We start from the raw sequence: 23,159 nt of genomic DNA, 5'->3' as shown, positions 1-23,159 counted from the left end.
GCGGGACGGATAAGCTCAATGAGGCGGTCGCCGCCTATCGCGAGGCGCTGAAGGAATATACCCGCGACCGCGCGCCGCCAAAGTGGGCAATGACGCAGATGAACCTCGGCAATGCGCTCGCAAGGCTCGGCGAGCGCGAGAGCGGGACGGATAAGCTCAATGAGGCGGTCGCCGCCTATCGCGAAGCGCTGAAGGAATATACCCGCGACCGCGCGCCGCTCTACTGGGCGATGACCACCGGCAATCAGGGCGTCGCGCTGCTGCGTCTCGCCGAGCGCCAAAAAGATGCGCAAACCGCGGCGACGGCGCTTCGACAAATCGACGCGGCGCGCGACGTCATGCGCGCCGGCGGCCACGCGCCGAACGCGGCCTATTACGAATCCCACTTGCTCGAGGCGCAAGCGCTGGTCGACCTGCTCAAGACGCAGGGGCGCAAGTCAAAGTGATCCTTGGCGCAGGCGCGCCGGACCAATTGGTCTCTCTGCGCCAAGCGGCGGCCCTGGCTCAGGCGATGGTCGCCAAGAAGCTCGGTCGGCATCAGTCAGTTGTTGCAACAATAGAAAACGGCCAAAGCCGGATTGCTCTGGTCGAATTTGTCGCCTTGGCGCGAGCTGCGTCAGTGAGGGAGCCGGGACAGCCTGAGGGCCATTTCTGAATATTGCTCGGCTTTCTTGCAGGCTGATCGCAAAGAGCCAGAGCCGATGTCTTCCAACGCAGCTTCTTCCAACGCTTTGAAGATCTTTTGTAAGGTTGGGTGAGCGTCTGCCGAGGCTTCATCGCGAATTTGGCCGATACGGGCGCGGACGTTAGCATTTGTTAGCAGCCTGCGTGGGTGCCGAAGGTGATGCAGTCCGGCGAAACACAGCATGCGATTTTATTTCTCCAATCCGCTGGAAGCGCGAGAGATCGGCGCATCCTTGTTTACCGATTCACTGGTCGCTACCGCTGCCGACCGTGAAACCCCGCAGACGCGCCCCTCCGGTTCTCTTCAGATATAATTTTATCGAGATACTCGATAGTTCGGGCGAAGCGATGGCCAGGATCGATCGGTGGCGGTGGCGGAATCTCCGCCTCTCGGCCCTCGCGCCGCAGGCGCCTTTCTCGTTCGAGCCTCTTCTCAAATTCTTCAATGTCAAATTTTGGCGCGGCTTGTGCGTCCTGTGGTAGCGCCATGGTCTTGGCCTTGGCCTCAAGGGCCTCAACACGTTGTCTTCTCGTCGCCATGAATCGCCCTCTTTCTGCTAGCCGCGTTTAGTGTGTGCGGAGCGCTCCGGCCTTGCGGAGTTGCTTAAGCGCCTTGGCGATTTCTTCTGCCTCTTCCGCCGACAGCTTTTCAGGATCGATTGTGTCGGCCCACCGCGCGATCAATCTGGCCGTCGCCTCGGCAAGCTGCCGCGTCATGTCGAGCATGGCGCGCGCTTCATCCTTAGTCATGCGCACCAACCTTCTGTTCGAGCGCCTTGATCCGCTCCTCAAGATCGCGCGCTTCAAGGGTTTTCACATAGCTCTCGATAAGTCCGGCGACGCTGGCCGCTTCTTCTGGCGTCAGATTGCCGTCAGCGACGTTGGCGATTACGGCGCCCATCGCGCTCGACGCGTCGGCGGCGCTCGCTACTGCCGGCAAAGCGAAAGAGATGTGGCGACTCCGTCGAGGCGGGCACAAGCGTTCGAGACAGAGGCGCAAAGCAACGCCATCGCCTTCCAGCGCCTTGTCGATAGCCGTCCTCGTCAACGCTTCGGCCTCACCATCGAGCAGGGCTTCGACAGCGCGCGTGGCGTGGTTTTTTGCGCCCTTCGCTTTGCCGCCGGGGTTGCCGCTTTGACCCTTTACGAATGGCCTGCCCCGCTGCTTCTTCTCTGCATTTGCAGTCATGCCGCGCCCCTGCCTTTCCGCCGTCTAACCGCCAACGCGCGGCGCGTAGGTCTCAAATTCGTGCTGCGACAAGTTCAGTTCATGTCGCACGGCCGCCGGCGTCTGTCCTTCCGCGAGCGCCGCCTCGATCATGCGCCGCTTCGCCATGACCGCCTCACCGCGCTCCGCGTCGGCGAGGTCGCGCTGGACGGATGTGAGCCGCTTTTCTGCGCGCTCTTGTTTATCGATGAGCTTGCGATGCTCGATTCGGAGAGTTTCGATGGATTCAGTCATGGTTGGTCCTCCTTCACTGGGCGGCCAATGCGACGGCGTTCAGTTTGGCTATGCCGGCGACTGCGATGAGCGCCGCTTCGGCGCGGTCGCAGTCACACTTGCGGGCAAAAAGGCCGGCCTGCGAAGGCCAACGGCTGATTGCGACGCTGCGGGCGCTGTCTTTGTTCTCCTTGCCCGGCGGGATGCCCACCGCGCGCTTCCAGGCGCACGGCGTCAGGAACGTCACAGGAAGGCCAGCGGCAGCGCAAACGCCTTCGATGATGCCTTTGGACCGTCCGAAGCAAAAAGCCCCTGTGGGGCCTTCCCCAGGTCGAGCGCCGACATATTCGACAAAGCAGTGTCCAGCATGCGTCGAATAGATGATGCTGGCGAAGAGCGCCGGATTGACCGCGCGGCGTCCTGGCGCCATCGTGCAGCGTCGGCATGTCGTGGATTTCGACGAGCGCGCCCGTCTTAGCGTCGATGAGGGCGATCGCGCCACCGAGGCCAGGGTCTATTCCGAGCACGATCATTTTGACCGCTCCTGTTCGAGAAGGTCGAGCACGGCGCCGGCAATGCCGGACGGACGGCCGTCGCTCTCGCGGGTAACGGCGGCGCGGATGGCTTGGGGCCGGACGCCAGGCTGAAAGGCAAGGCTGAGCGTCACGGCGGCGTCACGCGCATCGTCTGCGGCATCGGTGGCTTGCTTTTCCGCATCGATGAAGATTTCGGCCACCGAGACGTCAGGGAACCGGCCCACGCCGGCTGTGTAGGGCCTCCCCCGGAAGGCGAAGGCGACCGCCTCATGTGCGCGGCGGTTTGGAAGGCGACGGCGGATCATCGGCCCGACCTCCATTTCCGAAGATCGACGACGGTCGTCTCGTCGCGGGCGATATTGCGGATCGTCAGCCGGCCGGGAGGATCGTCGACGGACTGCGCCCACCAATCCCGACGCCGTTTGCGCACGGCGTCCATCCGAGCGTAGATCGCTTCGACAAAGGCGCGGCGGTCTTCGAGAGAAACAGGCGCTGGATTGCGAGGGGAGCTTGTCCCAACTGTCCCAAGCGTCCCAGGTGTCCCAAGCGTCCCAAGCGTCCCAAGCGTCCCAAGCGTCCCAAGCGTCCCAAGTGTCCCACCGTCTCGCATTGTCCCAGCGGGACAAACTGTCCCAGCGTCCCGATTTGCTGTCCCACCTGGGACAGAGCCTGGGACAGCGGAGTCCATAGAAAAATATGGGCTTGAGCCGTTTTGTCCCGCTGGGACACCCCTATACTGTCCCGCCTGGGACAGTGTGGGACAGGCTGTCTTCGCCAGATGCTTTTTGGCCAGCTCGCGGAGGCTCATTCGCGACCTCCCTTCAGCTTCCGATCGACCGACGACTTGGACATACCGAGCCGGTCGGCGATCTCTCGCACGCTCGCGCCACCTTCTTTCAGCGCGCGGATGGTGTCGGCGCTGTCGTCGACGACGATCTCGCCGGTCTCCCATCGGCCTTCGATCAGCCGCGCTTCGAATGGCGCTGCGTCGTCGCCGAAAAAGCCCCTCGACTTCGTGAAGTGCACCTCGAACCGCGCGCCTTCTGAGGCGTCATAGTCGACCGGCCGCTTGAGCGAGACGACAGTGTCGAGAACATCTTCCTTTCGCGACGTGCCGCGTTGCCCGCCACCCTTGCCGGCGTGATGGATCAGCAGGACCGATTTGCCGGCGGCGCGCTGACGTAGCGCCCACGCCTGCACCGGGCCCCAGGAGTCTGCTTCGTTCTCGCGGAGCGCCCGACACACCGTCGAAAGATTGTCGACGATGATGAGGTCGGCGTCGGCTATCTCGGCGTCGTAGAACCGTTGCGCCACCGGGTCCGCGAGGTCTGGCAACCCGTCCTGTTGAAGGTCGGCGGCTACGAGCCGGAAATTATCCTCGGGCGCGTCGAAGTCTGCGCCAGCGACGATCGTGGCGTATCTATCCTTAATCATCGCCGCCGGCATCTCGCCGTCGATATAAACGACGCGCTTTGAACAGAGAGCTTTCCAGCCGAGGAATGAACCCTTGACCGCGATGGCATGGGCGATATTCAATCCTACCCAGGTCTTACCTATCCCGCGCTCTGCGAAGATCATCGCCAAGCCCTTCGAAGGCAGCCAGGGCGACATCAGAAAGTCACGCGCGGGAAATTCTCGCTTCAACAGTTCCGCGCCGGTAAGCGCCAAGAGCCCTTTTGTATAGGCGGGGACGAAGCCTCCCGCCCCTTCCGGCTCCGGTGCCGTGACTCGTATCGTCACGTCGTCATTGCCATTGCGCGACGACGCGCGGTCGGCTGCCGTCTCCCGCCTGATAGGGAGCGGCGGAGTCACGCGTTCGGTCTCGCGCCGATGCTCAAGCGCGGCCTCGGCGAATTGCGAACGAGGACGGAAGGGCGGCTGTCTCATTGGCCAGTCCCTTCCGACGCAATGGTTTTGAACTCCGCGATCCCCTCAAGCAGCGTCGAGCGCACCTGCCGCAACGCCAGTTCGAGGACGACAATGTTCTCCGCCGCCGCCGCCGCGCAGATCGCCGCGCCCAGCGTGATAAAGGAGTCGCCGACTTCACAAAGAAAATCGAACGCGAGCAGACGTCGATCGTGGGTAGGCTTCGCCGCGCCGGGGGAACTCATCGCGGAGCCTTCGCTCTGGCGCGGCGAACGCGGGGGGTGCGACGCGGCTCTTCTCCTGTGGCGACGAGCGGCGGATTAGAGGCGCAGGCCCTGATAGGGTGCACCTCCTGGCCCGGGGGCGCGATGGCGGTTGTGGTAGAGGGCAGCTCCTGACCCGGCGCCGCACGGCGGCGAGAGCGAATCCAACGTTCCCCATCCTCGTCGATAAAGGCGATCCGCCTCTCGGAGATATGAACGACCGCCGGTCCTTTGCCTCGGGCGATCTCACGATCAAGCGTTCTGGTGGATATGTCCGCCCGCTTGGCCAACTCCTTTTTCGACCAGAGCTGCATTGCCTTCCCCTTGTTGAGTCGCGATATGCGCCAAAGGGTGACACCGAAAAAACCCGCCGCCTAATACTGCAAATTCTGCCATTTGATTTTTTGGCGAGATTTCTTAGCCTCTGTAATTAAAGGTTTTCGGGCGAAACTCCGCCATCAGCGGGTGTCGGCGAAATTTTTGGAGGGCGTGGAGGGCGCCCTTTCCGCCCTTTGATGCCCGCCTTCTTACGGATTTCACGAATCCGGTCCCGTGGGACGCTCGTCTCGAATCGCTTTTCAACCTCTTCACGCGCGCGCTGCTCACTGTACGGACCGAGTTCGATCAGAAATTCGCGCAATTCCTTATTTGACGGCTGTGTTTTTCCGGCGAGCTTGTCCGCAGGAACCGCATCTGCCTTAGCTGGGTGCTCCAACGCGGCGCAAATGTCATCAGCGTTCACCATCACACCCGTGATCGGCGGGAAGGACTTTTCCCATTGATTGTCATCGCGCGGGTGCAGCGAGGCGCGCAATAGATCGCCTCGATCGGCGGGGTGATCGCGATAGCCCCGCGGGGGCAGCAAGGCGCTAATGCCGAATTCAATTCGGCGAGTTGCCCACTCAATCTCCGTGATCTCCGCTCTTTGGTGAATGTCCTCGCGGAAGCCATCACCGCGAATCCGCCCCTGCTTGAGCAGCCGTTCGAGGCTCTCTCGCGCGATTTTCTTAATCGCCCGATCAAATAAATCGATGTCGCCGATGTCGTCGCCTCTATCCCGAAGGACCATCTCCTTGACTGTCAACAGATAAGTTTTGGATGGGTCTTGAAGAACCTTTGCGCGCTCAATGCACCGTTGGTCCTTCCTTACGAAATCGAGAACAAGTCTCAAGGCAGCCCGCAAACTTAGCCATGCGGGGACGTGATTTGGCCTCTTGGCTTGCGGCGCGATCGGCTGCGCATTATGAGTCTCAATGGTCATCGACGTGCTTCCTTCACGTTGATCGATCAGGCCCGGCCGGCGCTCCAACGCCTTCCCGGGCCAATTTTTTAGCCTCGAAGGTGATCATCTTTTGCGAAGGTGCTCACCGTTTATGGGTTGAGCGTCTTCGGTTTTTGGTGATCACGTTCGGGGCTGCATGAGCACCACATTGGACACCCCGGCTCGCCCCTCGACAACGCCGCTAAGGTGTTTTCCCCAAGCCTCTAAAGCCGCGCGTTTCTCGGATGCGAAATCATGCCGCTGGTATATGCCGACGATGCCGGCGCGGCTGCCGGAGACGTGATTGAGCACTTGCTCGGTCACTTCGAGGCGCACGCCGAGCCGTTGTAAACCCGTCGCCATCGTGCGGCGCAGATCGTGCAACCGCCAATCAGTCACGCCTGATCGTGCGTCCAGCGCCGCCTTCGCCTTTGACCATCCGTTGAACGCCCCATGAACGCCCGCGAAGACAACATCGCCAAGCCGCGGGAGATCGCGCAATAGCGCCTGCGTTGGCGGGGACAACGGGACGATGTGCGTTGCGCCATTCTTGGCGCGGCTAGCGGGAATCGTCCAGATCGAGAGGTCGTCGGACAATTCGGCCCACGTCATGTCACCGACTTCTTGGCGGCGCTGGCCGGTCAGTATCAGCATCCGCACGATGCCGTTAAACGGCCCAACTCCCTCGGTTGCGCGCCAGACGGCGGCGAGTTCATCGTCCGAGAGGACGCGATCACGCCTTGTGATGGGCGCGAGCGGCAAGTTGATGAAGGGATTGGACTGAATGACGCCGCGCTTCATTGCCCAGCCAAAGGCCGCCTTGCCATAGGCTGCCGTTCTCGCCGCCATTGCCGCCTTTCCCCTCCGTGTCATGGCGTCGAACGTTCTCACTACAGTTGCCCGGTGCAGATCACCGGCGGGCATATCAAGATAGTGCGGGAAGGCGCTGCGTAGCGCCCGCAGGGCCTCTGCGGCGTAGCTCGGACGCTTGCTCGCTAAATGGAGGGTCCGTCGACATCTTCTGATCTACGGGCCCGCCATTTCGCCGCTCGGTTCGGCGTCGTGATTCAATCCAAAGCAAATTGCCGGAATAGAACAAAAAGGCGCCGGCAATGCCGAGAAGAAAATAGCAGACGCGCACGACGTCGCCGCCGAAGGTGGCGAAATGCAAGGCGAAGAACGTCGCCACGACGCCCGTCCAAATCCCCTCCCTGCCGGGCAGATAATCCGTATTGGCAATCTCGCCGGTGACCGGACTGAGTACCGCAAACCCCTTGCCTCTCGTCATATAACGGGCGTCGTGTCCCCAAATCTGAACGGACGCGCCGCGCTGTCCAGCGCTTCGGTAACGCATCTCGACAGGGACGAAACTTGGCGACGCCGCCTTCACGCGGTCGAGGAGCGCGTTGACGGGCAGCATCGGCGCGGGCCGCTCGTCCTTCTTGATGGCGTTGAAGGGGTTGCTCGCGGCCATAATCGACTTCAGGCGGCCCTCGTAGACGACGTAGTCGAGCGCGTCGTACAAGGGCTCATGCAGGCAAAAAACGACGGCGTTTAGCGCGATGACGATGTGGAACGGCAGGCTTGCGACGCCGACGACATTATGCGCGTCAAGCCACATGCGCTTGAGATTAGGACCGATCCGCAACGCGAACAGATCCTTGACGAACGAAGGCAGAATGACGATCAAGCCTGACACAAGCGCGACGGCATAGACGGCGCTCACGACGCCCATGACGGTCTCGCCGATGTCATTGGCGCCCGGAATGCCCGCTGTGCGGTGAATGTTGTCGACGAAGTCGGCAAGACTCGAGCGATATGACTGCGCAAGCCGCAACTCGCCACCAGGCGACAAATCGGCCGACCAGGGCGCCTTGTCGTCGCGGCCCTTCCGCCATGTGAGGCGCGCCCACACATCTTCCGTCTCGCCCAGATGGAGCGTAAATTCCTTGGCGGCGTCAGGCCGAGCGGTGAGCGTGCGCGCGATCAATTCGTCCGACTGCGCCAGCGCTGTGAGTCCGACTGGAGCGGGAGAAGAGGCCCAGCGCGCGAGCGGCTCCGCGAACACCGTGATGGCGCCGGCGTAGAAGGCGATGAACAGAAACATCCCGGTGGTGATGCCGGTCCAAGTATGGACAGTCTTATAGAGTCGAACAACGTCGCTGCGCATCGTGCGTTGTCCCAATTAGCGAAGGATGTGACGACAGGCGAAGAGACCGGCGTAGGCGATGAGATTTGCGCCGCCCAGCCAGAGCCAGGCGCGCACGCCGCTGAAAAACAGGAAGCAAAGGCTCAGCGTCGTCAGCCAGATCGGCGCGATCAGCCACATCACGAGCTGAAATTTGTTTGGAGCGGCCAAACCTCCGGGAGCCAACCAGGCAAACAGCCCGGCAAACGCGAGCGCGAGGGTGAAGCCGAGAATGACGCCGGCCGATGTCTTGCTGAACCAGTGGCGTCTAATCTGACTCATGGCGCGTTTCCGATGATGGTTCGCAGCGCCCCCAGGGAAGGAAAATGGTGTCGGCGAAGGCGAGGCTCGCTAGATAGGTCTCTCCGGTCTTTCTCGGATCGGTTACGAAATAGGGCCGACTGGGATTAAACGCGGTGTTCGGAACGACCGGCGGCGGCGGCGCCTGAGGCGGCACGACGGGCAGATAGATGTTAGATCTGTAAGACCCGCTGAAGCCGAACTCGGAACTTTGGCTGAATTTCAGCGCCGAGGCGCTCAGCACGAATTGGTGGCGCAGCGGGCCCGTGTCCAACTGGCCGCGAATGCCGCCCTGCGTCGACAGGGTATTGGTGTAGCCGCGCAGATTGACGATTCGCGGCCCAGTAAAGTTGCCGAGCAGATTGACGCTGGGGGCCTGGGTTCCATTGGTGAAGCCGAAGTTGCGGCTGTCCAAAAACCCGATGCCGGCGAAAACGGTGACATTCTCGGCGACGTCCAGCTCGCCGCGCGCCTCAATCGCCGCGTTCTCGAATCGGGCGTTCGAACCTATAAATAGATTCTTGGTTGCGCTAGGGGCCGCCGCCACCCCGATGCCGCTGAAGCTCGCAAAGAATGCGCTGCCGTTCTTGAAGATTTCCTGGCTGTGGTAGGCGTCAATCGACAGCCTCACGCGCTCTTCGCGGAAATCGAGCGCCAGCGCGTTCAGGCCGCGCACTTTCCACTGTTCGTCGAGCGCGGTCCCGCCGCTGCGGTAAACTCCGTTGTAGCGAAGGCCGAACTGATTATGGTCGCCGCCGCGCCGCCCAACGTCGATATGCGTGCCGAACTGAGAACTTGATGTGTAGTCGGTGCTGACGCTGGTGATCGGCGCATCGCCCGCATGTTTGGTGACGAGATTGATCGAACCGCCGACCGCGCCGAAAGGCGCCATGCCGTTGAGCAACGCGCCCGGGCCCTTGAGCACTTCGACCCGCTCGAGAAACTCTGTCGGGACATGGCCGTCGGGCGCCAGCCCATACATGCCGTTGAGCGCGAGCTCGCTGCCGAGCACCGGAAATCCGCGAATTCTGAAATTCTCGCGAATATGCCCCGCCGACGTGCTCATGCGAACCGACGGATCGTTCTCCAGCACCTGCTGTAGAGTGCGCGCCTGCTGGTTCTCAATAAGCGCCGACGTGTAGCTCGTTACATTGAACGGCGTGTCCATGAAGTCGCGATTGCCAAGCATGCCAAGCCGCGCGCCGCGAGCGATCTCGCCGCCGGCATGGCCGGCGGAAGATTGCCGATTTCGCCTTGCGCCGGAGTCGGCGCGACGCTCGGCCCGGAAAGTAGCGCGGGACCGACCTGCTGGGCGGCGGACGTCCCGCCGCGCGGCGTCGACGCCACATGCGGTCTCGGACCGCTGGGGTGAACGCGGCTCGCACGCACGCTCGACGCGACCGGGCGCGGCGCTTGTTGCCGCATTTTGGCTTGCGGCTTTTCGCGCGGCGCGTCCACGGTCACCGGTGGCAAGGTTTGCGAGCCGTTCTGCGCCAGGGCCGATGCGACTTCGAGCGCGATCACGACCGGCGCGCCGAGGCGACATACAAGCAGGGATTTTTTCCCGATCGTCGAGAAAGCGCGGCCGGAAAATCGAGAATGATCCTGGGTCATTCTTCCGCCTTTACTATTGGAGAGCACGAATTCTCTCCCGAATTAGCTCACCTGTTCTTTGACAGTCAATTGATGGAATCAGTTTTCGGAAGTCTTTTACGTACTATGTGGTACTTTTGTCGTGTTTTACTTGGATTTATTCTTATTACAAAAAGCATGCTTCTTTATTGGCTAAGGTCTAAACAAAACGGCTCGCAAGTAATCACTGGAGAGCTTGTGAGGCGAACAGAATGCTGCGCGTTGCGTCTCGTGCACTGTCCAGCCGAGCGACGTTTCGTCGTCGTCGATTGCATCGCTCACGTGAGATGCAGCCCAGGCCTGTTGCTGATTGATCGCCATGGTCGCGCCTACGCCGGTCGCCGACCGGCTCTAGCGGCTCTCTTTCATCCTCGACGCGACCCGCGCAACGGTTGGCGATTCCGGTCCCAACGTCGACAAGGCGATGTCGGTCGAGCGCGCGTCGGCGACGAGATGCGCGAAGCGCCAGCGCTCGTCGTCAGATGACGATCAACCGCTCGGCGACAGTCCGCTGCGCGAATATCCATTGGTAAAAGGCCGGCATGCCGACTCCGGTACGCGCAGAAACTTCCAAAATCTCGGCGCCTGGATTGACACGGCGAATATTCTCTCGCGCCTGCTCCATCGAGAAATCGAGATGCGGCAGAAGGTCAATCTTGTTGAAGATGACGAGCTTGGCGGCGCTGAACATATGCGGATATTTGAGAGGCTTATCCTCGCCCTCGGTCGTCGAGAAGATCACCGCCTTGGCGTGCTCGCCAAGGTCGAACAGGGCCGGACATACCAGATTGCCGACGTTTTCGATGAACACGAGGGAACCTACGCTCGGCTTGAGTTCGGAAAGCGCTCGCGCGATCATTTCCGCATCGAGATGGCATCCGGTCCCGGTGTTGACCTGGACCACCGGAGCGCCTGCCGCGCGAATGCGCGCGCCGTCGTTCGACGTCGCCTGATCGCCCTCGATGACGAACAGCGGCAACTCGCCCGAGAGGTCCGCTATGGCGCGCTCGAGCAGCGCCGTCTTTCCGGCGCCGGGAGAGCTGACGAGATTGAGCGCCACGATTTCACGACCCGCAAGCCAGGCGCGACATTTGGCGGCGATCGCGTCGTTCTTGGCGAGGATGCGCGCTTCCATGTCGACCTGGCGGTGGGGATGCTCGTGAACGTGATTGTGTAGCCGTTCCTGAGCATGATGATGATCATGATGGGGGTCATCGTGAGAGCGACTGTCATCATGCTCATGCGTATGATCGTGCCCGTGCGCGTGATGATGCTCATCATGGACGTGATAATGTCCATCATGGAAATGACCGAGGCCATGGTCCGCTCCCGCGCCGTGCGAATGGCCTGCCCCATGCGGCGGCACGATCTCGGCGTTCGCGCCGGTCTGCATGTTGGTCATTGTGGTCCCTTGCCCTTGGCAGCCGCAGCTCACGCACATTATGCAGCCTCCTCAATTTCGATGCTCTTGATGTTCAGCTCTTCGCCGCGCAGGCGCTTGAATTGACGGGAGCCGCAAGGGCACTCGGAGAGCAGGTCGGGCGTCGGAAACTCGGCGCCGCAGACATCGCAGCGCGCCTCGGCATCGACTTCGCGGATGTCCAGAGCCGCGCCTTCGACCGGCGTGCCTCGGGCGACTTCCGGAAAGCAGAAGGCGATGGCATCGGGCGCCACGCCAGACAATTTGCCGATCTCGATCGTCACGCGCCGGACGACGCCGCCCTCGGCGGCCTGCGACGCCAAGTCGACGATGCTGCAGACGATTGAGAGTTCGTGCACGTCGGCTCCTTTAGCAGATGCGCGGCAATTGCTCGCCGACCAGCATGTCGACGATGCGACGGCCGCCAAAAATCGTACGCATGGTGACGCGACCCGGCTCGCCGGCCATGACATTGCCGATGATGGCCGCTTGTCGTCCGAGCGGGTGCGCCCGCATTGCGTCGACCGCCGCCGCGGCCTCATCGGGCGGCGCAATCGCGACGATCTTGCCTTCGTTGGCCAGGTAGAGGGGATCGAGCCCGAGGATTTCGCAAAAGCCGCGCACCTCGTCCCGAAGCGGCGTCGCCGTCTCGTCGATTTCGATGGCGATCTGAGACGCTTCGGCGATTTCATTGAGCACGGTCGCGATCCCGCCCCGCGTCGGATCGCGCATGAAGCGCGTGTTCGGCGCCGCCTCGAGCAGGCGCGCTATAAGACCTTGCAGCGGCGCGCAGTCGCTTTCGATCGGCGACTGCAGCGCCATATCGCCGCGCGCGCCAAGAATTGCGGCGCCGTGATCGCCGAGAAGTCCGTTGACCAACACAGCGTCGCCGGGTCTCGCGCGATGCGCGCCAAGCTCGATGCCCGCCGCGACGACGCCAACGCCGGTCGTGGTGATGAACATGCGATCGCAGGCGCCCCTGTTGACGACCTTGGTGTCGCCGGTGACGATCTTCACGCCGGCTTCCTGCGCCGTCGCCGCCATCGACTGGGCGATCCGCCGCAGGAGATCAATCGGGACGCCCTCTTCGACGATCACGGCGCAGGAGAGATAGAGCGGAAGCGCGCCGCCCACGGCGAGGTCGTTGACGGTGCCACAGACCGCGAGCTTGCCGATGTCGCCGCCGGGGAACACTAATGGATCGACAACGAAGGAATCGGTGGTGAAGGCCAGCCGGTCGCCAAATTGCGCAAGGTCCAGGAGATCGATGCGCGCCTGGTCGTCGAGCGGCGCCAGCAGCGGATTGTCGAAGGCAGCGACAAACACGTCGTCGATCAAATCCTTCATCGCCTTGCCGCCGCCGCCATGCGCGAGCGTGACGGTCGGCACATGAACCTTGCCGCGCGGCCGACGTGGCGGGAAGGAGACCATGTTCATGCGACGCTCGCCTCCGCTTCGTCTCGTCCACGCTTCACGCCGCCATATTGATAGTATGCCGCGCATGCGCCCTCGGACGACACCATCAGCGCGCCGAGCGGCGTCTCAGGCGTGCAGGCGCGGCCGAAGACTTTGCACTGCCAAGGCTTGATGACGCCCTTGAGAACTTCGCCGCACTGACAGGACTTGGGATCTGCGATCCTTGCGTTGGGCACCGCGAATTTCCGCTCTGCGTCAAAGCGCCCGTAGGCGTCGCGTATCTTCACGCCCGAGTGATCGATCGAGCCGAGCCCCCGCCATTCGAAAAATTCGCGCAGTTCGTACACCCGCGCAACCGCCTGCAGCGCGACGGCGTTGCCCCCTGCTGGAGCGACGCGCGCGTACTGATTTTCAATCTCGCAGCGTCCTTCGTCGATCTGCCTGAGCAGCATCCAGATCGACTGCAGAATGTCGAGCGGTTCGAAGCCCGCGATCACCATCGGCTTTTTATAGTAGCGCGCGATGAATTCGTAGGGCGCGTCGCCGATCACCATGGAGACATGCCCTGGTCCGAGGAATCCGTCGAGGCGCAGATCGGGACTATCGAGGATCGCCTTGATCGTCGGAACAATGGTGATGTGATTGCAGAAGATCGAGAAGTTCTCGACGGCTTCGCGTTCCGCCTGCAGCACCGTCAATGCAGTCGACGGCATGGTCGTCTCGAAGCCGATGCCGAAGAAGACCACCTCGCGTTCGGGATTCCGGCGCGCGAGCGCCAGCGCGTCCATCGGCGAATAGACCATGCGCACGTCGCAGCCGTCAGCTTTCGCCTGCAACAGGCTCTTGCGTGAGCCCGGCACGCGCATGGCGTCGCCGAAGGTCGCGAAGATGACCTCCGGACGCTCGGCGATGGCGACGCAATCGTCGACGCGTCCCATCGGCAGCACGCAAACGGGACAGCCAGGTCCATGCACCAGTTCGATCGATTTGGGCAGCATCCCTTCAACGCCGTAGCGGAAAATCGAATGCGTGTGCCCGCCGCAGACTTCCATGATCTGCAGCGGCCGATTTTGATCACGCCCGGTTCGCGCGATCAGCCGCTCAATCTCCTTGACCAGGACATCCGCCTTCGCCCGATCGCGAAACTCGTCGACATATCTCATGCCGCGACGTCCTTGCTTATGGCCGAGCCCCGATCGTCGGCGAGCAGCGTGTGAACGAGGTCCCAGAGGATGTGATAGGCGACGACGTGACATTCCTGAATGCGATGGACCGACGTCGTCGGGGCCACAAGGCAGTGATCGCAGACCTTCGCCATTTTGCCGCCATCGCCGCCGGAAAGGCCGATAGTCGTCAGGCCCATCTCCTTCGCCTTGGCGAAGGCGGCGATCAGATTTGCGGAATTGCCGCTGGTCGAGAGGCCGACGAGTCCGTCTCCCGCTCGGGCGTGAGCGATAAGCTGACGCACGAAGACATGCTCGAATCCCACGTCATTGGCGACGGCGGACGTCATCGCAACGTCGGCGGTGAGATTTGTTGCTGAAAGCGCTGGCCGACCGGCGGTGATCGGATGCAGAAACTCGACGGCGACATGGGCTGCGTCGCAACTCGAACCGCCATTGCCCATGGCGAACATCCGGCCGCCGCGTCGATAAACGGCGGCAAGCGCTTTGGCGGCGTCGAGCAGCACGCCCCCCTGCTGATCGAAGAAGCGCGCGTTCGTATCGCGCGACTCGCGCGCTTTCGATTCGATCGAATGCAGCAGGCCTGCGTCGAGCGCGGCAGGATCCTGCTCCTTTCCATGAAGGAACGGGTAAAGACTCTCCAACGCGCTATTGCCGGTCATAATCCCTGTTCCTCCGCCGCGACGGCGTCGGTCGGCCTTTGCATATTCTCAAGTTCGGCTTGAAGCTCACCGAGCTCTCGAAGCAGCCTTAAGGTTTCGGCGGCCTCCGCCTCGTTGATCCGGCTCATTGCGAACCCGACATGGACGAGCACCCAATCGCCGACGCATGACTCGACCGGGTGCGCTTCATCGACGACGCAGCTGATATTGATCTGACGGCGCACCCCGCTCACGTCGACGGTCGCGACGAGATCATCGGCATCGTCTATGCTGACAATGCAGCCGGGAATGCCGAGACACATGTCTGGTCCTCTCCATCACTTTTCACGCCGCTTCTGATCAGATGCGCGGCTCCGATTGCGGCCTGACCCAGCGAGAGCCCGCCGTCATTAGCGGGCGCGTCTGCATGGGTCAGCACTTCCAATCCCGCTTCGCACAGCCTGTCGTGAACGCTTTCGAACAGCAGGCGATTTTGAAAGCAGCCGCCCGACAGCGCCACTGTTTCAAAACGCCGCATAGCGGCCAGCCGAACGGCCACTTTCGCGATCGACTCAGCAAGGCCAAGGTGGAAGCGGCGCGCGATGACCGGCGCGGCGACGCCCTGCCGCAGATCGTCCAGCATCGCCCGCCAAAAACGCGCCGGATCGAGTTCGATCACCGCCGACTGGGACATGTCGAATTCATAGAAGCGGCGCTCGTTCGGCGCCGCGGCTGCAAGAGCCTCTAGTCGCGCCGCCGCCTCGCCTTCATAGGCCTGACGATCGGCGCATAGGCCGAGCGCCGCGGCGACCGCATCATACAGGCGACCGCAAGATGAGGCCAACGGCGAATTGACGCCGTGCGCGATCATCTTGTCGATCATCGCCAGCGGTTTGCCATCGAACGCCTGCCAATCGTCAGCAGGTGAAAGCCTATCCGCGTCGAACGCGCCCGCCGCTTTGAGATGCGCATAAAGATTGCGCCAGGGTTCGCGAATCGCCTGCGCGCCGCCCGGCATGGCGACGGGCTTCAATCGCGCCAGCCGCTCATAGCCGAGATAGTCGGCGAGCAAAAATTCACCGCCCCATATGGTCCCGTCGTCGCCAAAGCCCAATCCGTCGAGCACAATCCCCAGCGCCGGCGGCGCGTCGAGCGGCCGGCCATTTTCGGCAAGACAGGCGGCGATGTGGGCGTGATGGTGCTGAACCTCGATCAATGACAGGCCGCGCCGTTCGGCCTCGACCCGGCCCAGTTTCGACGCAAGATATTCCGGATGCCGGTCGATGACGATCGCCGACGGCGCGTGATCGAAAAGTCTTTGATAGAGACGCAGATTATTTCGATAGTCGTCGAACGTCGCCGCGTTTTCAAGGTCGCCCTGATGCTGCGACATGAGCGCGGCGCTATCTTTGACCAGGCAGAAGGTCGCCTTCAGCTCGCCGCCCAACGCCAGCACGTCGGGCGCATGGGCAAAGCCTTTCGGCAGACGCAACGGCGCGGGCGCATAACCGCGGGCAAGGCGAAAAACCCTCGACCGCCCGCACATGATCCTCACCACCGAGTCGTCGACGCGATTGGCGATGGCGCGGTCATGCGTCAAGGCGAACGATGCGACATCGGAAAGCCGCCCTCGCGCCTCGCCGTCGTCGATCACGGCGGGCTCGTCCGAAATATTGCCGCTCGTCATCACCAGCGGATGTTCAAACCGATCCATCAACAAGAGATGCAGCGGCGTCGTCGGCAGCATGAAGCCTAACGTATTCAATCCCGGCGCGATCGCCTCCGGCAAACGGCGCGGGCCTGTCGCGCGCATCAGCACGATCGGCGCCTCGACGCTCGTGAGCGCGCGCTCCTCGATAGCGCCGAACGCGCAGTAGCGCCGTATGACCGCAAGATCGCGCGCCATCAGCGCGAAGGGCTTAGCGTCACGGCGCTTAAGTCGACGCAGGCGCGCAACGGCGTCGGGATTGGTCGCGTCGCACGCCAGATGATAGCCGCCAAGCCCTTTGACGGCGACGATGTCGCCCCGCGCGACCAAGCGCGCTGCGATCTCGACCGCATCGACGCCGCCATTATCGGGAACCTCCGCTCGCCCCAATGCGATGAGGGACGCCGTCGGTCCGCATGCGGGGCAGGCCACAGCTTCGGCGTGGAACCGGCGATCGCTGGGATTGCGATACTCCGCCTCGCATGCTTCACACCGGATGAAGGACGCCATCGTCGTCGTCGCGCGGTCATAGGGAATGCCCGTCACGATGCTGAGACGCGGTCCGCAATGCGTGCAATTGGCGAAAGGATAGCGGTAGCGCCGCTCACCAGGATTTCGCAGCTCCGCCGCGCAGGCGCCGCAGATTGCAGCGTCCGGCGCGACTTGCGTGCGAACGGCGCCGCCGAGGCTTTCGGCGATGCGAAAATCCTGCGGCAGTTGGCCGGCGTATTCGTGCCTCTCGATGCCGTCGATCCGCGCCAGCGGCGGCGGCTCTCGCGCCAGTCGTCGAAGCAGCGTCTCAATTCGCGCCTGATCGCCGCAGACGCGGACCAATACGCCCTCGCCATCGTTGAGCACCTCGCCGGCAAGCCCAAGTTGGCGCGCGATCCTCCAGACCGTCGGGCGAAAGCCGACGCCCTGCACTGTGCCGCGCACTCGAAATTCGAGGGTCTGCGTTTGGTCCGCCGAGAAACTCATCGCGTCCTGTCAATCTTACATGTTGCTAATCTTGATGTAGCGATAGATGTCCCTCGCGTTCATGATCAGCAGGCCAAGGACGATAAGCCCGAGAACGATTCCTGCAATTTCCCATCCGCTCATGACACTTCTCCTTGTTTGTCCTGTTGCGCCGATCCCGACAGCGCTGTGCCGGCTACGCCGCGTCATTTCATCGATCAGCTCTTCCACCGTTTCCGCCGCGACGCCGACCGCCGCCGCGACAGGCTCGCTCAGCCCCATGACGCCTTCCTCGCCGCCGAGCGCCAATGGCTCGCAGGCGACCAGAAGCACGCGCTGACAGCTTCCGCCGAGCGCCGACGCCAGACGAAGAACATTCGCCGGATCGAGCTCATGCGGCGAAAGCGCCAAGTCCTCTGAGGAAGGATCCTCCAGTTCAACGCGTTCCGGCTCGACAATGGAGACGACGCCCGGCGCTTCCCCTCGTTGCGCCGCATCCACGAGAATAATGGCGTCATAACCGTCCATCAGCGCGTAAGTGAGATCGATGCCGCGAATGCCGAAATCGATCACCCGCACGCCATTTGGCAGCTTCACCTGTGAAAGCCTGCGCGCCACCTCGACCCCAAAACCGTCGTCGCCGTTGAAAATATTGCCGACGCAAGCGACGAGAATTGACGTCATGGCGCGTCTCCCGCTGCAATCGGCTCGATCTCCTCTTGGCTGAAGAAGAAGCGATGTCCGGGAAAACCCGCGGCGCCGAGATCGCGGCCCGGATCGTCGAGCAAAGTCACCGCGATGTGAATGCGGTCTTCGAAATCGCGTTCGATCGCCTCAACGACCGCAAGCTTGTCTCTCAATGCGATATCCATGACGTCGCCGCCAGACTTCGGACGCAGCCGAACGCGCGCGCCAACGCATAGAGGGCGGCCATTGTCGATGAGCGAAACGAGCCGCGGCGTCTCGCGGTTTTTGATCGCCGGCGGCGGCTCAAGCTCACTCGCCTGCGACGCGCCGTCACGCATCACGCCATGCAGACGCGCCATGTCGTCAGCGGTCAACGCATGCGTGCGCTCCAGCAGCGCCCGCGCACGCGCGTCGACAGAGGCCATTTCGCGCTTCTCGGCGTCAGTCATCGCGAGAATGCGGAGCGTCAGGATTTCGTCGATCTCAGTGCCGTCGTACAGGTCGCCGGGACTTTCCGGCGCGATTGCCGGATAATCATAAAGGATGATCGGCGAGGCGAGCATGGCGCGATTGTCTTGACCGCCGACCAAGACCGGGAAGGCGCCAACATGTGTGCATTGCGCCGCCGCCGTGCGCAAAGCTTCGGGAGGATCGACTAACGAAATAAACTCGCCGCCTTCGATGGTGATGATCACATGTGTCGAAGCGAAGGCGCGAGTTTGCGCTGCGGCCCGGTCCCGGCGATCGGCCTCGGCAAGCGGCGTGACGTTTTCGATCCGCAGCGTCAACTTCCATAATTCAGGCGCGAGTCTTCGCGCTTTCGCTTCAACGACGCCATCGATCGCAAGCGATGTGCGGACGAGGACGGCGACGATTCGGCCCTTTCTGTCGCGAACCGGCTCGAAACTGCGCGCCGGCTCGAAGCGAGGCGGCGTTACGAAGGCGGCGTCCTGAATATCGGCCGGCCGCAGCGGACCCAGGACGACCTCACGCTCTAGCGCCTCCTCCCACGCAAGCAACTCACGACCGTCGACATCAAGTCTCGGAACGAGCGTCAGCGCCGGCGCCCCGTCTTTCGGAAGTTTGTCCGCCGGCGCCGCGAGAAGGCCGATCTCGCGCTTGACGACCTGCAGGAAGCGGAAATGCGCGCCAAAAGCCGCTTGTTCCCCGCCGCGCAACAGAACCTGAGTCTCCATAAAGGAGGCGTCGCCCTGTTGATCGAAGGACGTCGGGAACACGCCGCCGAAGGTCCAGCGCTGACGATTTTTGATCGACGACGGGCGATAGGGATAGAGGATGTAGCCCTCGTAAAGAACGGCGTTGGCGATCGCCTTGATGGAGTCGAGCCTCATGCCGCCGCCGCCGCGCTTGCTTCGAGCAGCGCCTGCACGGCGCGCTCAAATGTCGGGAATCCTCGCCGCCGCCGATAGCTGTCCAGCTCCTCGAAGGCGTCACGATGCAGGCAGAGCCATGCGCTCTGCGGGTAGTAATGGTCCATCATGGCGCGCCATGTTGCGACAGGCAGTCGATAGGCGCATTCCTTGCTCCAAGGAATTTGCTCGATCTGCAATCTGCCTTCGCCGTCGCGATAAAAGATCGAGCCGCTGAATAGGAGTTTGAGCGGAACGTCGCCGTGTTCGAGCCCGTGGAAATATTTCGTCGCCGCAATATTGAAATCATAGCTGCAGGGTACGGGCAGTTCGACTTTGCGCTCGGGATCGACCGAGGGAACTGAAACGCTTGCGTGCGTCCAGAATAGGCTGCGCAGCGTCTCGCCCCAGCGCGACGCCTGACCGAAGAGATCGGAAAGACGTTCCTGCTCTTCGCCCTCATAGCGCCGCCGCGCTGGTTCAATGCGTATTTGACAATTCAGCATCACATTGAGGACGGGAAGTTCAGGCGTCCGGTTGACGACATGCAGCGCGAACAGCAGCAGCGGCGCAGCCGAATATTTCTCGATTTTGACATCCTCGATGCGAAAGTCGAGATCAACCATGGAGGACGTCCTCTATTCCGCCGCCGTCGCGCAGCTTCTGAAAGTAGTCTCGCACAGCCTCCCAGACCTCTGCGCCGCCAGACAGTCCACGCCATTGCTTGCGGATCAGTCCGACGAGCGCGTAGCAGTGATCGATCGATACGAGGTAGTATTCCCGCGCGCCATTCATTCGATTGACAAGCAACGCTTCCACATCCGGATCCAGGTCGGCAAGCGCCGGATTGGCTGCGGCCAGCCGCGACCAGCACTCGTCGGAAAACTGCGACTCGGTCGCGCCAGCCGGCCCGGGATAAATCGCCACCGGCCCCCGCGCCGGCGTGCTCCGGAAAACGAAGGCGAGATCGATAGGAATACGAAAGCCCTGCCATTCGGCGTCGTTGAGATCGAAGTCGCGCAGCACATCCGTGCGCGCGCGTAAGGCGGCGTAACGGTCGCCGGCGCCCAGAAGGATCGCGCACTGAGGACAGGCGCAAAAGAACTTTCGAGTCGCGCGCTCGATCAAATGCGCGTGGCGAGCTGCGATGACCTTCGAGCAGAAGTCGCAACGCTCCTCTTTCGCCAGTGTAACGAACCGCCGAAGCCGAGAGGCCCAACCGCCCAATTGTATCCTTTCCATGCCTTCACGCCTCTCTCTTAAGCGGCGGCTTCGGCGCATGTTTCGGTCATGTCCAATTCGATCAAGATATCTTCGAGATCGGGCGCCGCATCGATGAGCGCATTTTCGATCTCAAGCCGCAAGCGCTCTGGCGGCTCCGCGCGGCCATTACGTTTAAGCTGGACGATCGCGAAGGCCTGTCCTGCGCTGACGAGCGCGACACGCAGGCCGCGCGCGCTCCATTGCGGCTGCATGCGCGCAATGACCTCCTGCAGTCGTTCCTCGGCGCTCTTGGGGTGCAAGCCATGAAGAAGCAAGACCGCTGAAATTTCTCTGTCCTCGGCGATCCGTTCGAACAAGGCCGGACCGTCGCTCGAAGCCGCAATGATCGCGCTAAGCCGGTCAAATGCGCGGCCGTGCAGGTCCAGCAAAAGCGCGAGCAGATCCCGCGCCGCCTCCTGCGCCTTCGCGTCGCCGACGCGCTCAAGCGCGCCGGTCAGCGCGTCCAGCCGCGCCAAGCCCTGCTCCAGCGTCTCTTCCTCGCGCGCTTCTGAGCTCATGGCGATGGCTTTCGGGATGCGCCAAACATCGGGGAATGCCTGGTCTCAATGGTCCTCCCGCCGCCGACATACATATGCACGCCGCATGGGAGGCAGGGATCGAAACTGCGCACCGCGCGCATGATGTCGATGCCCTTGAAATTGTCCGGCCCATTTTCTTCAAAGATCGGCGTGTTCTGAATCGCGTCTTCGTAAGGTCCGGGCGTGCCAAAATCGTCCCTCGGCGTCGCATTCCAAGGCGTCGGCGGATAGGGATGATAATTGGCGATCTTCTTGTCTTTTATGACGAGATGGTGTGACAGCACGCCGCGAACCGCCTCGTGGAATCCGCAGCCGATCGCCTCTTCGGGAACTTCGAACTCGGTCCATGTCTTCGTGCGGCCCGCCTGCAGTTCTGCAAACGCCTGCTCCAGGAAATAATACGCCGCCGCGGCGCAATAGGCCTGGAAATAGGTGCGCGCCCGATCACGTTCGATCGCATTGCTCCACTTGGGAACCTTCCACTCAAAGTCGACTGCTGGTTTGAGCGCTGTCTTGGGCAGATGAATCTTGACGCTGTCGCCGGTGGCTTTGACATAGCCGTCGATATCGACGAGTCCGGCGAGCGCTGTCGAGAAGAGCCGGGCAAAAGCGCCGCCGCCGGTATCAAGCGCAAGATGGTCGCCGCTGCTCTTGTCGAGCCAGCGCGGACACATCACCCATGAGTAATTGTTGGCGAAGTCGCGCTTCTGCGGCCTTGGAATGGTCGTCTGATTCCACGGGTGCTTCTGATCGACGGGATTGCCCAGCGGGTCGCTCTTGACGAAGGTTTCGCAATTGTCCCAATCCTCATAGAATGACCGCCCGCGCAGGATGCGAATCTGCAGATTGATGTCGACGAGGTCCGTCGTGACAAGCTTTCCGTCAACGACGACGCCTGGGGTGACGAACATTTTCCGACCCCAGTCGGTCATGTTCTTATAGGTGTAGTCGCAATGGTTCGGATCCTGGAACGCGCCCCAGCATCCAAGCAGAATGCGTCGACGTCCGACCTCCTCATATCCCGGCAACGCCTCATAGAAGAAGTCGAACAAGTCGTCGTGCAGCGGCACGCATTTCTTCATGAATTCGACATAGCGCACGAGACGGGTCAAATATTCGGTGAAAAGCTGGTTCGACGGCACGGTGCCGACGCCGCCGGGATAGAGGGTGGAGGGATGCACATGGCGCCCCTCCATCAGGCTGAACATTTCACGCGTGTAGCGGCTCACAATCAATGTCTCACGATAAAATTCGCCCGAAAACGGATTGAGCGCCGTCATGATGTCGGCGATGGTTCGGTAACCGTGCGCATCGGCGTGCGGCGCCGGCGTTCTTTGCGCCCTGGCCCAAACGCTCGGATTGGTTTCCTTGACCATCTGCTCGCAGAAGTCGACGCCGACCAAATTGTCCTGAAAAATGTTGTGGTCGAACATATATTCTGCGGCTTCGCCGAGATTGATGATCCATTCGGCCAAATTAGGCGGCTTAATTCCGTAAGCCATGTTTTGTGCATAGACTGAGCACGTTGCGTGATTGTCGCCGCAGATACCGCAGATGCGACTGGTGATGAAGTGGGAATCGCGGGGATCCTTGCCCTTCATGAAGATGCTGTAGCCGCGAAAGATCGACGACGTGCTGTGACATTCGGCGACACGCCGATTCTCGAAGTCGATTTTGGTGAAGATTCCCAGACTCCCCACGATCCGGGTGATCGGGTCCCAGTTCTTCTCAACGAGGTTTGGCGAGGCTTTTTGGGTGCTCGGGGGCGCCGAACGTCGAGTTGCGAGGTCGACCATGGTGCGG

The 23,159-nt window shown here is 61.9% G+C and carries 28 protein-coding genes and 1 pseudogene; 2 read left to right on the top strand and 27 right to left on the bottom strand.

Going from position 1 to position 23,159, the window contains the following annotated elements; all coding sequences use genetic code 11:
• Both QZ964_RS10065 and QZ964_RS21525 read left to right on the top strand, forming a co-directional pair.
• Window positions 1-446: pseudogene (locus tag QZ964_RS10065) on the top strand (hypothetical protein); the annotation flags it as partial.
• Complete coding sequence (locus QZ964_RS21525; RefSeq protein WP_367119262.1) at window positions 443-655, top strand: helix-turn-helix domain-containing protein; 213 nt, start codon at window positions 443-445, stop codon at window positions 653-655. The pseudogene QZ964_RS10065 and the gene QZ964_RS21525, both read left to right, overlap by 4 nt.
• A gap of 596 nt (window positions 656-1,251) precedes the next feature.
• Here the strand turns inward: QZ964_RS21525 and QZ964_RS10060 are convergent.
• The 27 genes from QZ964_RS10060 to QZ964_RS09930 form a co-directional block, all read right to left on the bottom strand.
• Window positions 1,252-1,434: a hypothetical protein gene (locus QZ964_RS10060; protein ID WP_292531394.1), complete on the bottom strand. Its 183-nt coding sequence runs from the start codon at window positions 1,432-1,434 to the stop codon at window positions 1,252-1,254.
• Entirely contained in the window at window positions 1,427-1,873 is a 447-nt protein-coding gene (locus tag QZ964_RS10055; RefSeq protein WP_292531393.1) for a DUF5681 domain-containing protein, read from the bottom strand. Before QZ964_RS10055 ends, QZ964_RS10060 begins: the two co-directional genes overlap by 8 nt.
• 24 nt (window positions 1,874-1,897) lie before the next feature.
• Window positions 1,898-2,146 carry a hypothetical protein gene (locus QZ964_RS10050; RefSeq protein ID WP_292531392.1) on the bottom strand — a complete coding sequence of 83 codons (249 nt, stop codon included), beginning with the start codon at window positions 2,144-2,146 and terminating at the stop codon, window positions 1,898-1,900.
• Window positions 2,147-2,159: 13 nt separating this feature from the next.
• Window positions 2,160-2,372: a hypothetical protein gene (locus QZ964_RS10045; RefSeq protein WP_292531391.1), complete on the bottom strand. Its 213-nt coding sequence runs from the start codon at window positions 2,370-2,372 to the stop codon at window positions 2,160-2,162.
• 282 nt (window positions 2,373-2,654) lie between these two features.
• Window positions 2,655-2,966, bottom strand: a complete 312-nt coding sequence (locus QZ964_RS10040) for a hypothetical protein (RefSeq protein ID WP_292531390.1) — start codon at window positions 2,964-2,966, stop codon at window positions 2,655-2,657.
• Window positions 2,963-3,091 carry a hypothetical protein gene (locus tag QZ964_RS10035; protein WP_292531389.1) on the bottom strand — a complete coding sequence of 43 codons (129 nt, stop codon included), beginning with the start codon at window positions 3,089-3,091 and terminating at the stop codon, window positions 2,963-2,965. The genes QZ964_RS10040 and QZ964_RS10035 overlap by 4 nt, the downstream gene beginning before the upstream one ends.
• Before the next feature lie 374 nt (window positions 3,092-3,465).
• Complete coding sequence (locus QZ964_RS10030; protein ID WP_292531388.1) at window positions 3,466-4,548, bottom strand: AAA family ATPase; 1,083 nt, start codon at window positions 4,546-4,548, stop codon at window positions 3,466-3,468.
• Complete coding sequence (locus tag QZ964_RS10025; RefSeq protein WP_292531387.1) at window positions 4,545-4,772, bottom strand: hypothetical protein; 228 nt, start codon at window positions 4,770-4,772, stop codon at window positions 4,545-4,547. The genes QZ964_RS10030 and QZ964_RS10025 overlap by 4 nt, the downstream gene beginning before the upstream one ends.
• A gap of 448 nt (window positions 4,773-5,220) precedes the next feature.
• Window positions 5,221-6,051, bottom strand: a complete 831-nt coding sequence (locus QZ964_RS10020) for a hypothetical protein (protein WP_292531386.1) — start codon at window positions 6,049-6,051, stop codon at window positions 5,221-5,223.
• A 141-nt stretch (window positions 6,052-6,192) separates the two neighbouring features.
• Complete coding sequence (locus tag QZ964_RS10015; protein ID WP_292531385.1) at window positions 6,193-6,900, bottom strand: site-specific integrase; 708 nt, start codon at window positions 6,898-6,900, stop codon at window positions 6,193-6,195.
• Window positions 6,901-6,976: 76 nt separating this feature from the next.
• Window positions 6,977-8,221 (bottom strand): PepSY domain-containing protein, encoded by a 1,245-nt coding sequence (locus QZ964_RS10010; RefSeq protein ID WP_292531384.1) that lies wholly within the window; start codon window positions 8,219-8,221, stop codon window positions 6,977-6,979.
• Window positions 8,222-8,236: 15 nt separating this feature from the next.
• On the bottom strand, window positions 8,237-8,521 hold the full coding sequence (locus QZ964_RS10005) for a hypothetical protein (protein WP_292531383.1): 285 nt from the start codon (window positions 8,519-8,521) through the stop codon (window positions 8,237-8,239).
• Window positions 8,508-9,728, bottom strand: coding sequence for a TonB-dependent siderophore receptor (locus tag QZ964_RS10000; RefSeq protein ID WP_292531382.1), 1,221 nt, complete (start codon window positions 9,726-9,728; stop codon window positions 8,508-8,510). The genes QZ964_RS10005 and QZ964_RS10000 overlap by 14 nt, the downstream gene beginning before the upstream one ends.
• Window positions 9,686-10,153 carry a hypothetical protein gene (locus tag QZ964_RS09995; RefSeq protein ID WP_292531381.1) on the bottom strand — a complete coding sequence of 156 codons (468 nt, stop codon included), beginning with the start codon at window positions 10,151-10,153 and terminating at the stop codon, window positions 9,686-9,688. The genes QZ964_RS10000 and QZ964_RS09995 overlap by 43 nt, the downstream gene beginning before the upstream one ends.
• A gap of 496 nt (window positions 10,154-10,649) precedes the next feature.
• Window positions 10,650-11,573: a hydrogenase nickel incorporation protein HypB gene (gene hypB, locus QZ964_RS09990; protein WP_292531379.1), complete on the bottom strand. Its 924-nt coding sequence runs from the start codon at window positions 11,571-11,573 to the stop codon at window positions 10,650-10,652.
• 38 nt (window positions 11,574-11,611) lie between these two features.
• Window positions 11,612-11,950, bottom strand: coding sequence for a hydrogenase maturation nickel metallochaperone HypA (locus QZ964_RS09985; RefSeq protein WP_292531378.1), 339 nt, complete (start codon window positions 11,948-11,950; stop codon window positions 11,612-11,614).
• Window positions 11,951-11,960: 10 nt separating this feature from the next.
• On the bottom strand, window positions 11,961-13,028 hold the full coding sequence (hypE, locus tag QZ964_RS09980; RefSeq protein ID WP_292531377.1) for a hydrogenase expression/formation protein HypE: 1,068 nt from the start codon (window positions 13,026-13,028) through the stop codon (window positions 11,961-11,963).
• Complete coding sequence (hypD, locus tag QZ964_RS09975; protein ID WP_292531376.1) at window positions 13,025-14,170, bottom strand: hydrogenase formation protein HypD; 1,146 nt, start codon at window positions 14,168-14,170, stop codon at window positions 13,025-13,027. The genes hypE and hypD overlap by 4 nt, the downstream gene beginning before the upstream one ends.
• Window positions 14,167-14,853: an SIS domain-containing protein gene (locus QZ964_RS09970; protein WP_292531375.1), complete on the bottom strand. Its 687-nt coding sequence runs from the start codon at window positions 14,851-14,853 to the stop codon at window positions 14,167-14,169. The genes hypD and QZ964_RS09970 overlap by 4 nt, the downstream gene beginning before the upstream one ends.
• Window positions 14,850-15,155, bottom strand: a complete 306-nt coding sequence (locus QZ964_RS09965) for a HypC/HybG/HupF family hydrogenase formation chaperone (protein ID WP_292531374.1) — start codon at window positions 15,153-15,155, stop codon at window positions 14,850-14,852. The genes QZ964_RS09970 and QZ964_RS09965 overlap by 4 nt, the downstream gene beginning before the upstream one ends.
• Window positions 15,119-17,518, bottom strand: a complete 2,400-nt coding sequence (gene hypF / locus QZ964_RS09960) for a carbamoyltransferase HypF (RefSeq protein ID WP_292531373.1) — start codon at window positions 17,516-17,518, stop codon at window positions 15,119-15,121. The genes QZ964_RS09965 and hypF overlap by 37 nt, the downstream gene beginning before the upstream one ends.
• A 15-nt stretch (window positions 17,519-17,533) precedes the next feature.
• On the bottom strand, window positions 17,534-18,181 hold the full coding sequence (locus QZ964_RS09955) for a hydrogenase maturation protease (protein ID WP_292531372.1): 648 nt from the start codon (window positions 18,179-18,181) through the stop codon (window positions 17,534-17,536).
• Window positions 18,178-19,536, bottom strand: coding sequence for a hypothetical protein (locus QZ964_RS09950; protein ID WP_292531371.1), 1,359 nt, complete (start codon window positions 19,534-19,536; stop codon window positions 18,178-18,180). Before QZ964_RS09950 ends, QZ964_RS09955 begins: the two co-directional genes overlap by 4 nt.
• The gene (locus QZ964_RS09945; RefSeq protein ID WP_292531370.1) at window positions 19,533-20,180 is read right to left on the bottom strand and encodes a DUF6084 family protein; all 648 of its coding nucleotides are present in this window, start codon (window positions 20,178-20,180) and stop codon (window positions 19,533-19,535) included. Before QZ964_RS09945 ends, QZ964_RS09950 begins: the two co-directional genes overlap by 4 nt.
• Window positions 20,173-20,796 carry a DUF5947 family protein gene (locus QZ964_RS09940; RefSeq protein ID WP_292531367.1) on the bottom strand — a complete coding sequence of 208 codons (624 nt, stop codon included), beginning with the start codon at window positions 20,794-20,796 and terminating at the stop codon, window positions 20,173-20,175. Before QZ964_RS09940 ends, QZ964_RS09945 begins: the two co-directional genes overlap by 8 nt.
• 17 nt (window positions 20,797-20,813) lie before the next feature.
• The gene (locus QZ964_RS09935; protein WP_292531366.1) at window positions 20,814-21,335 is read right to left on the bottom strand and encodes a nitrogen fixation protein NifU; all 522 of its coding nucleotides are present in this window, start codon (window positions 21,333-21,335) and stop codon (window positions 20,814-20,816) included.
• Window positions 21,332-23,152: a nickel-dependent hydrogenase large subunit gene (locus QZ964_RS09930; RefSeq protein ID WP_292531364.1), complete on the bottom strand. Its 1,821-nt coding sequence runs from the start codon at window positions 23,150-23,152 to the stop codon at window positions 21,332-21,334. Before QZ964_RS09930 ends, QZ964_RS09935 begins: the two co-directional genes overlap by 4 nt.
• Window positions 23,153-23,159: the final 7 nt, after the last annotated feature.

Source organism: Methylocystis sp. (assembly GCF_021731785.1).
Classification (GTDB): Bacteria; Pseudomonadota; Alphaproteobacteria; order Rhizobiales; family Beijerinckiaceae; genus Methylocystis.
Note: the sequence above shows the minus strand (reverse complement) of the source record. Positions and strands in the feature narration are given on the sequence as shown.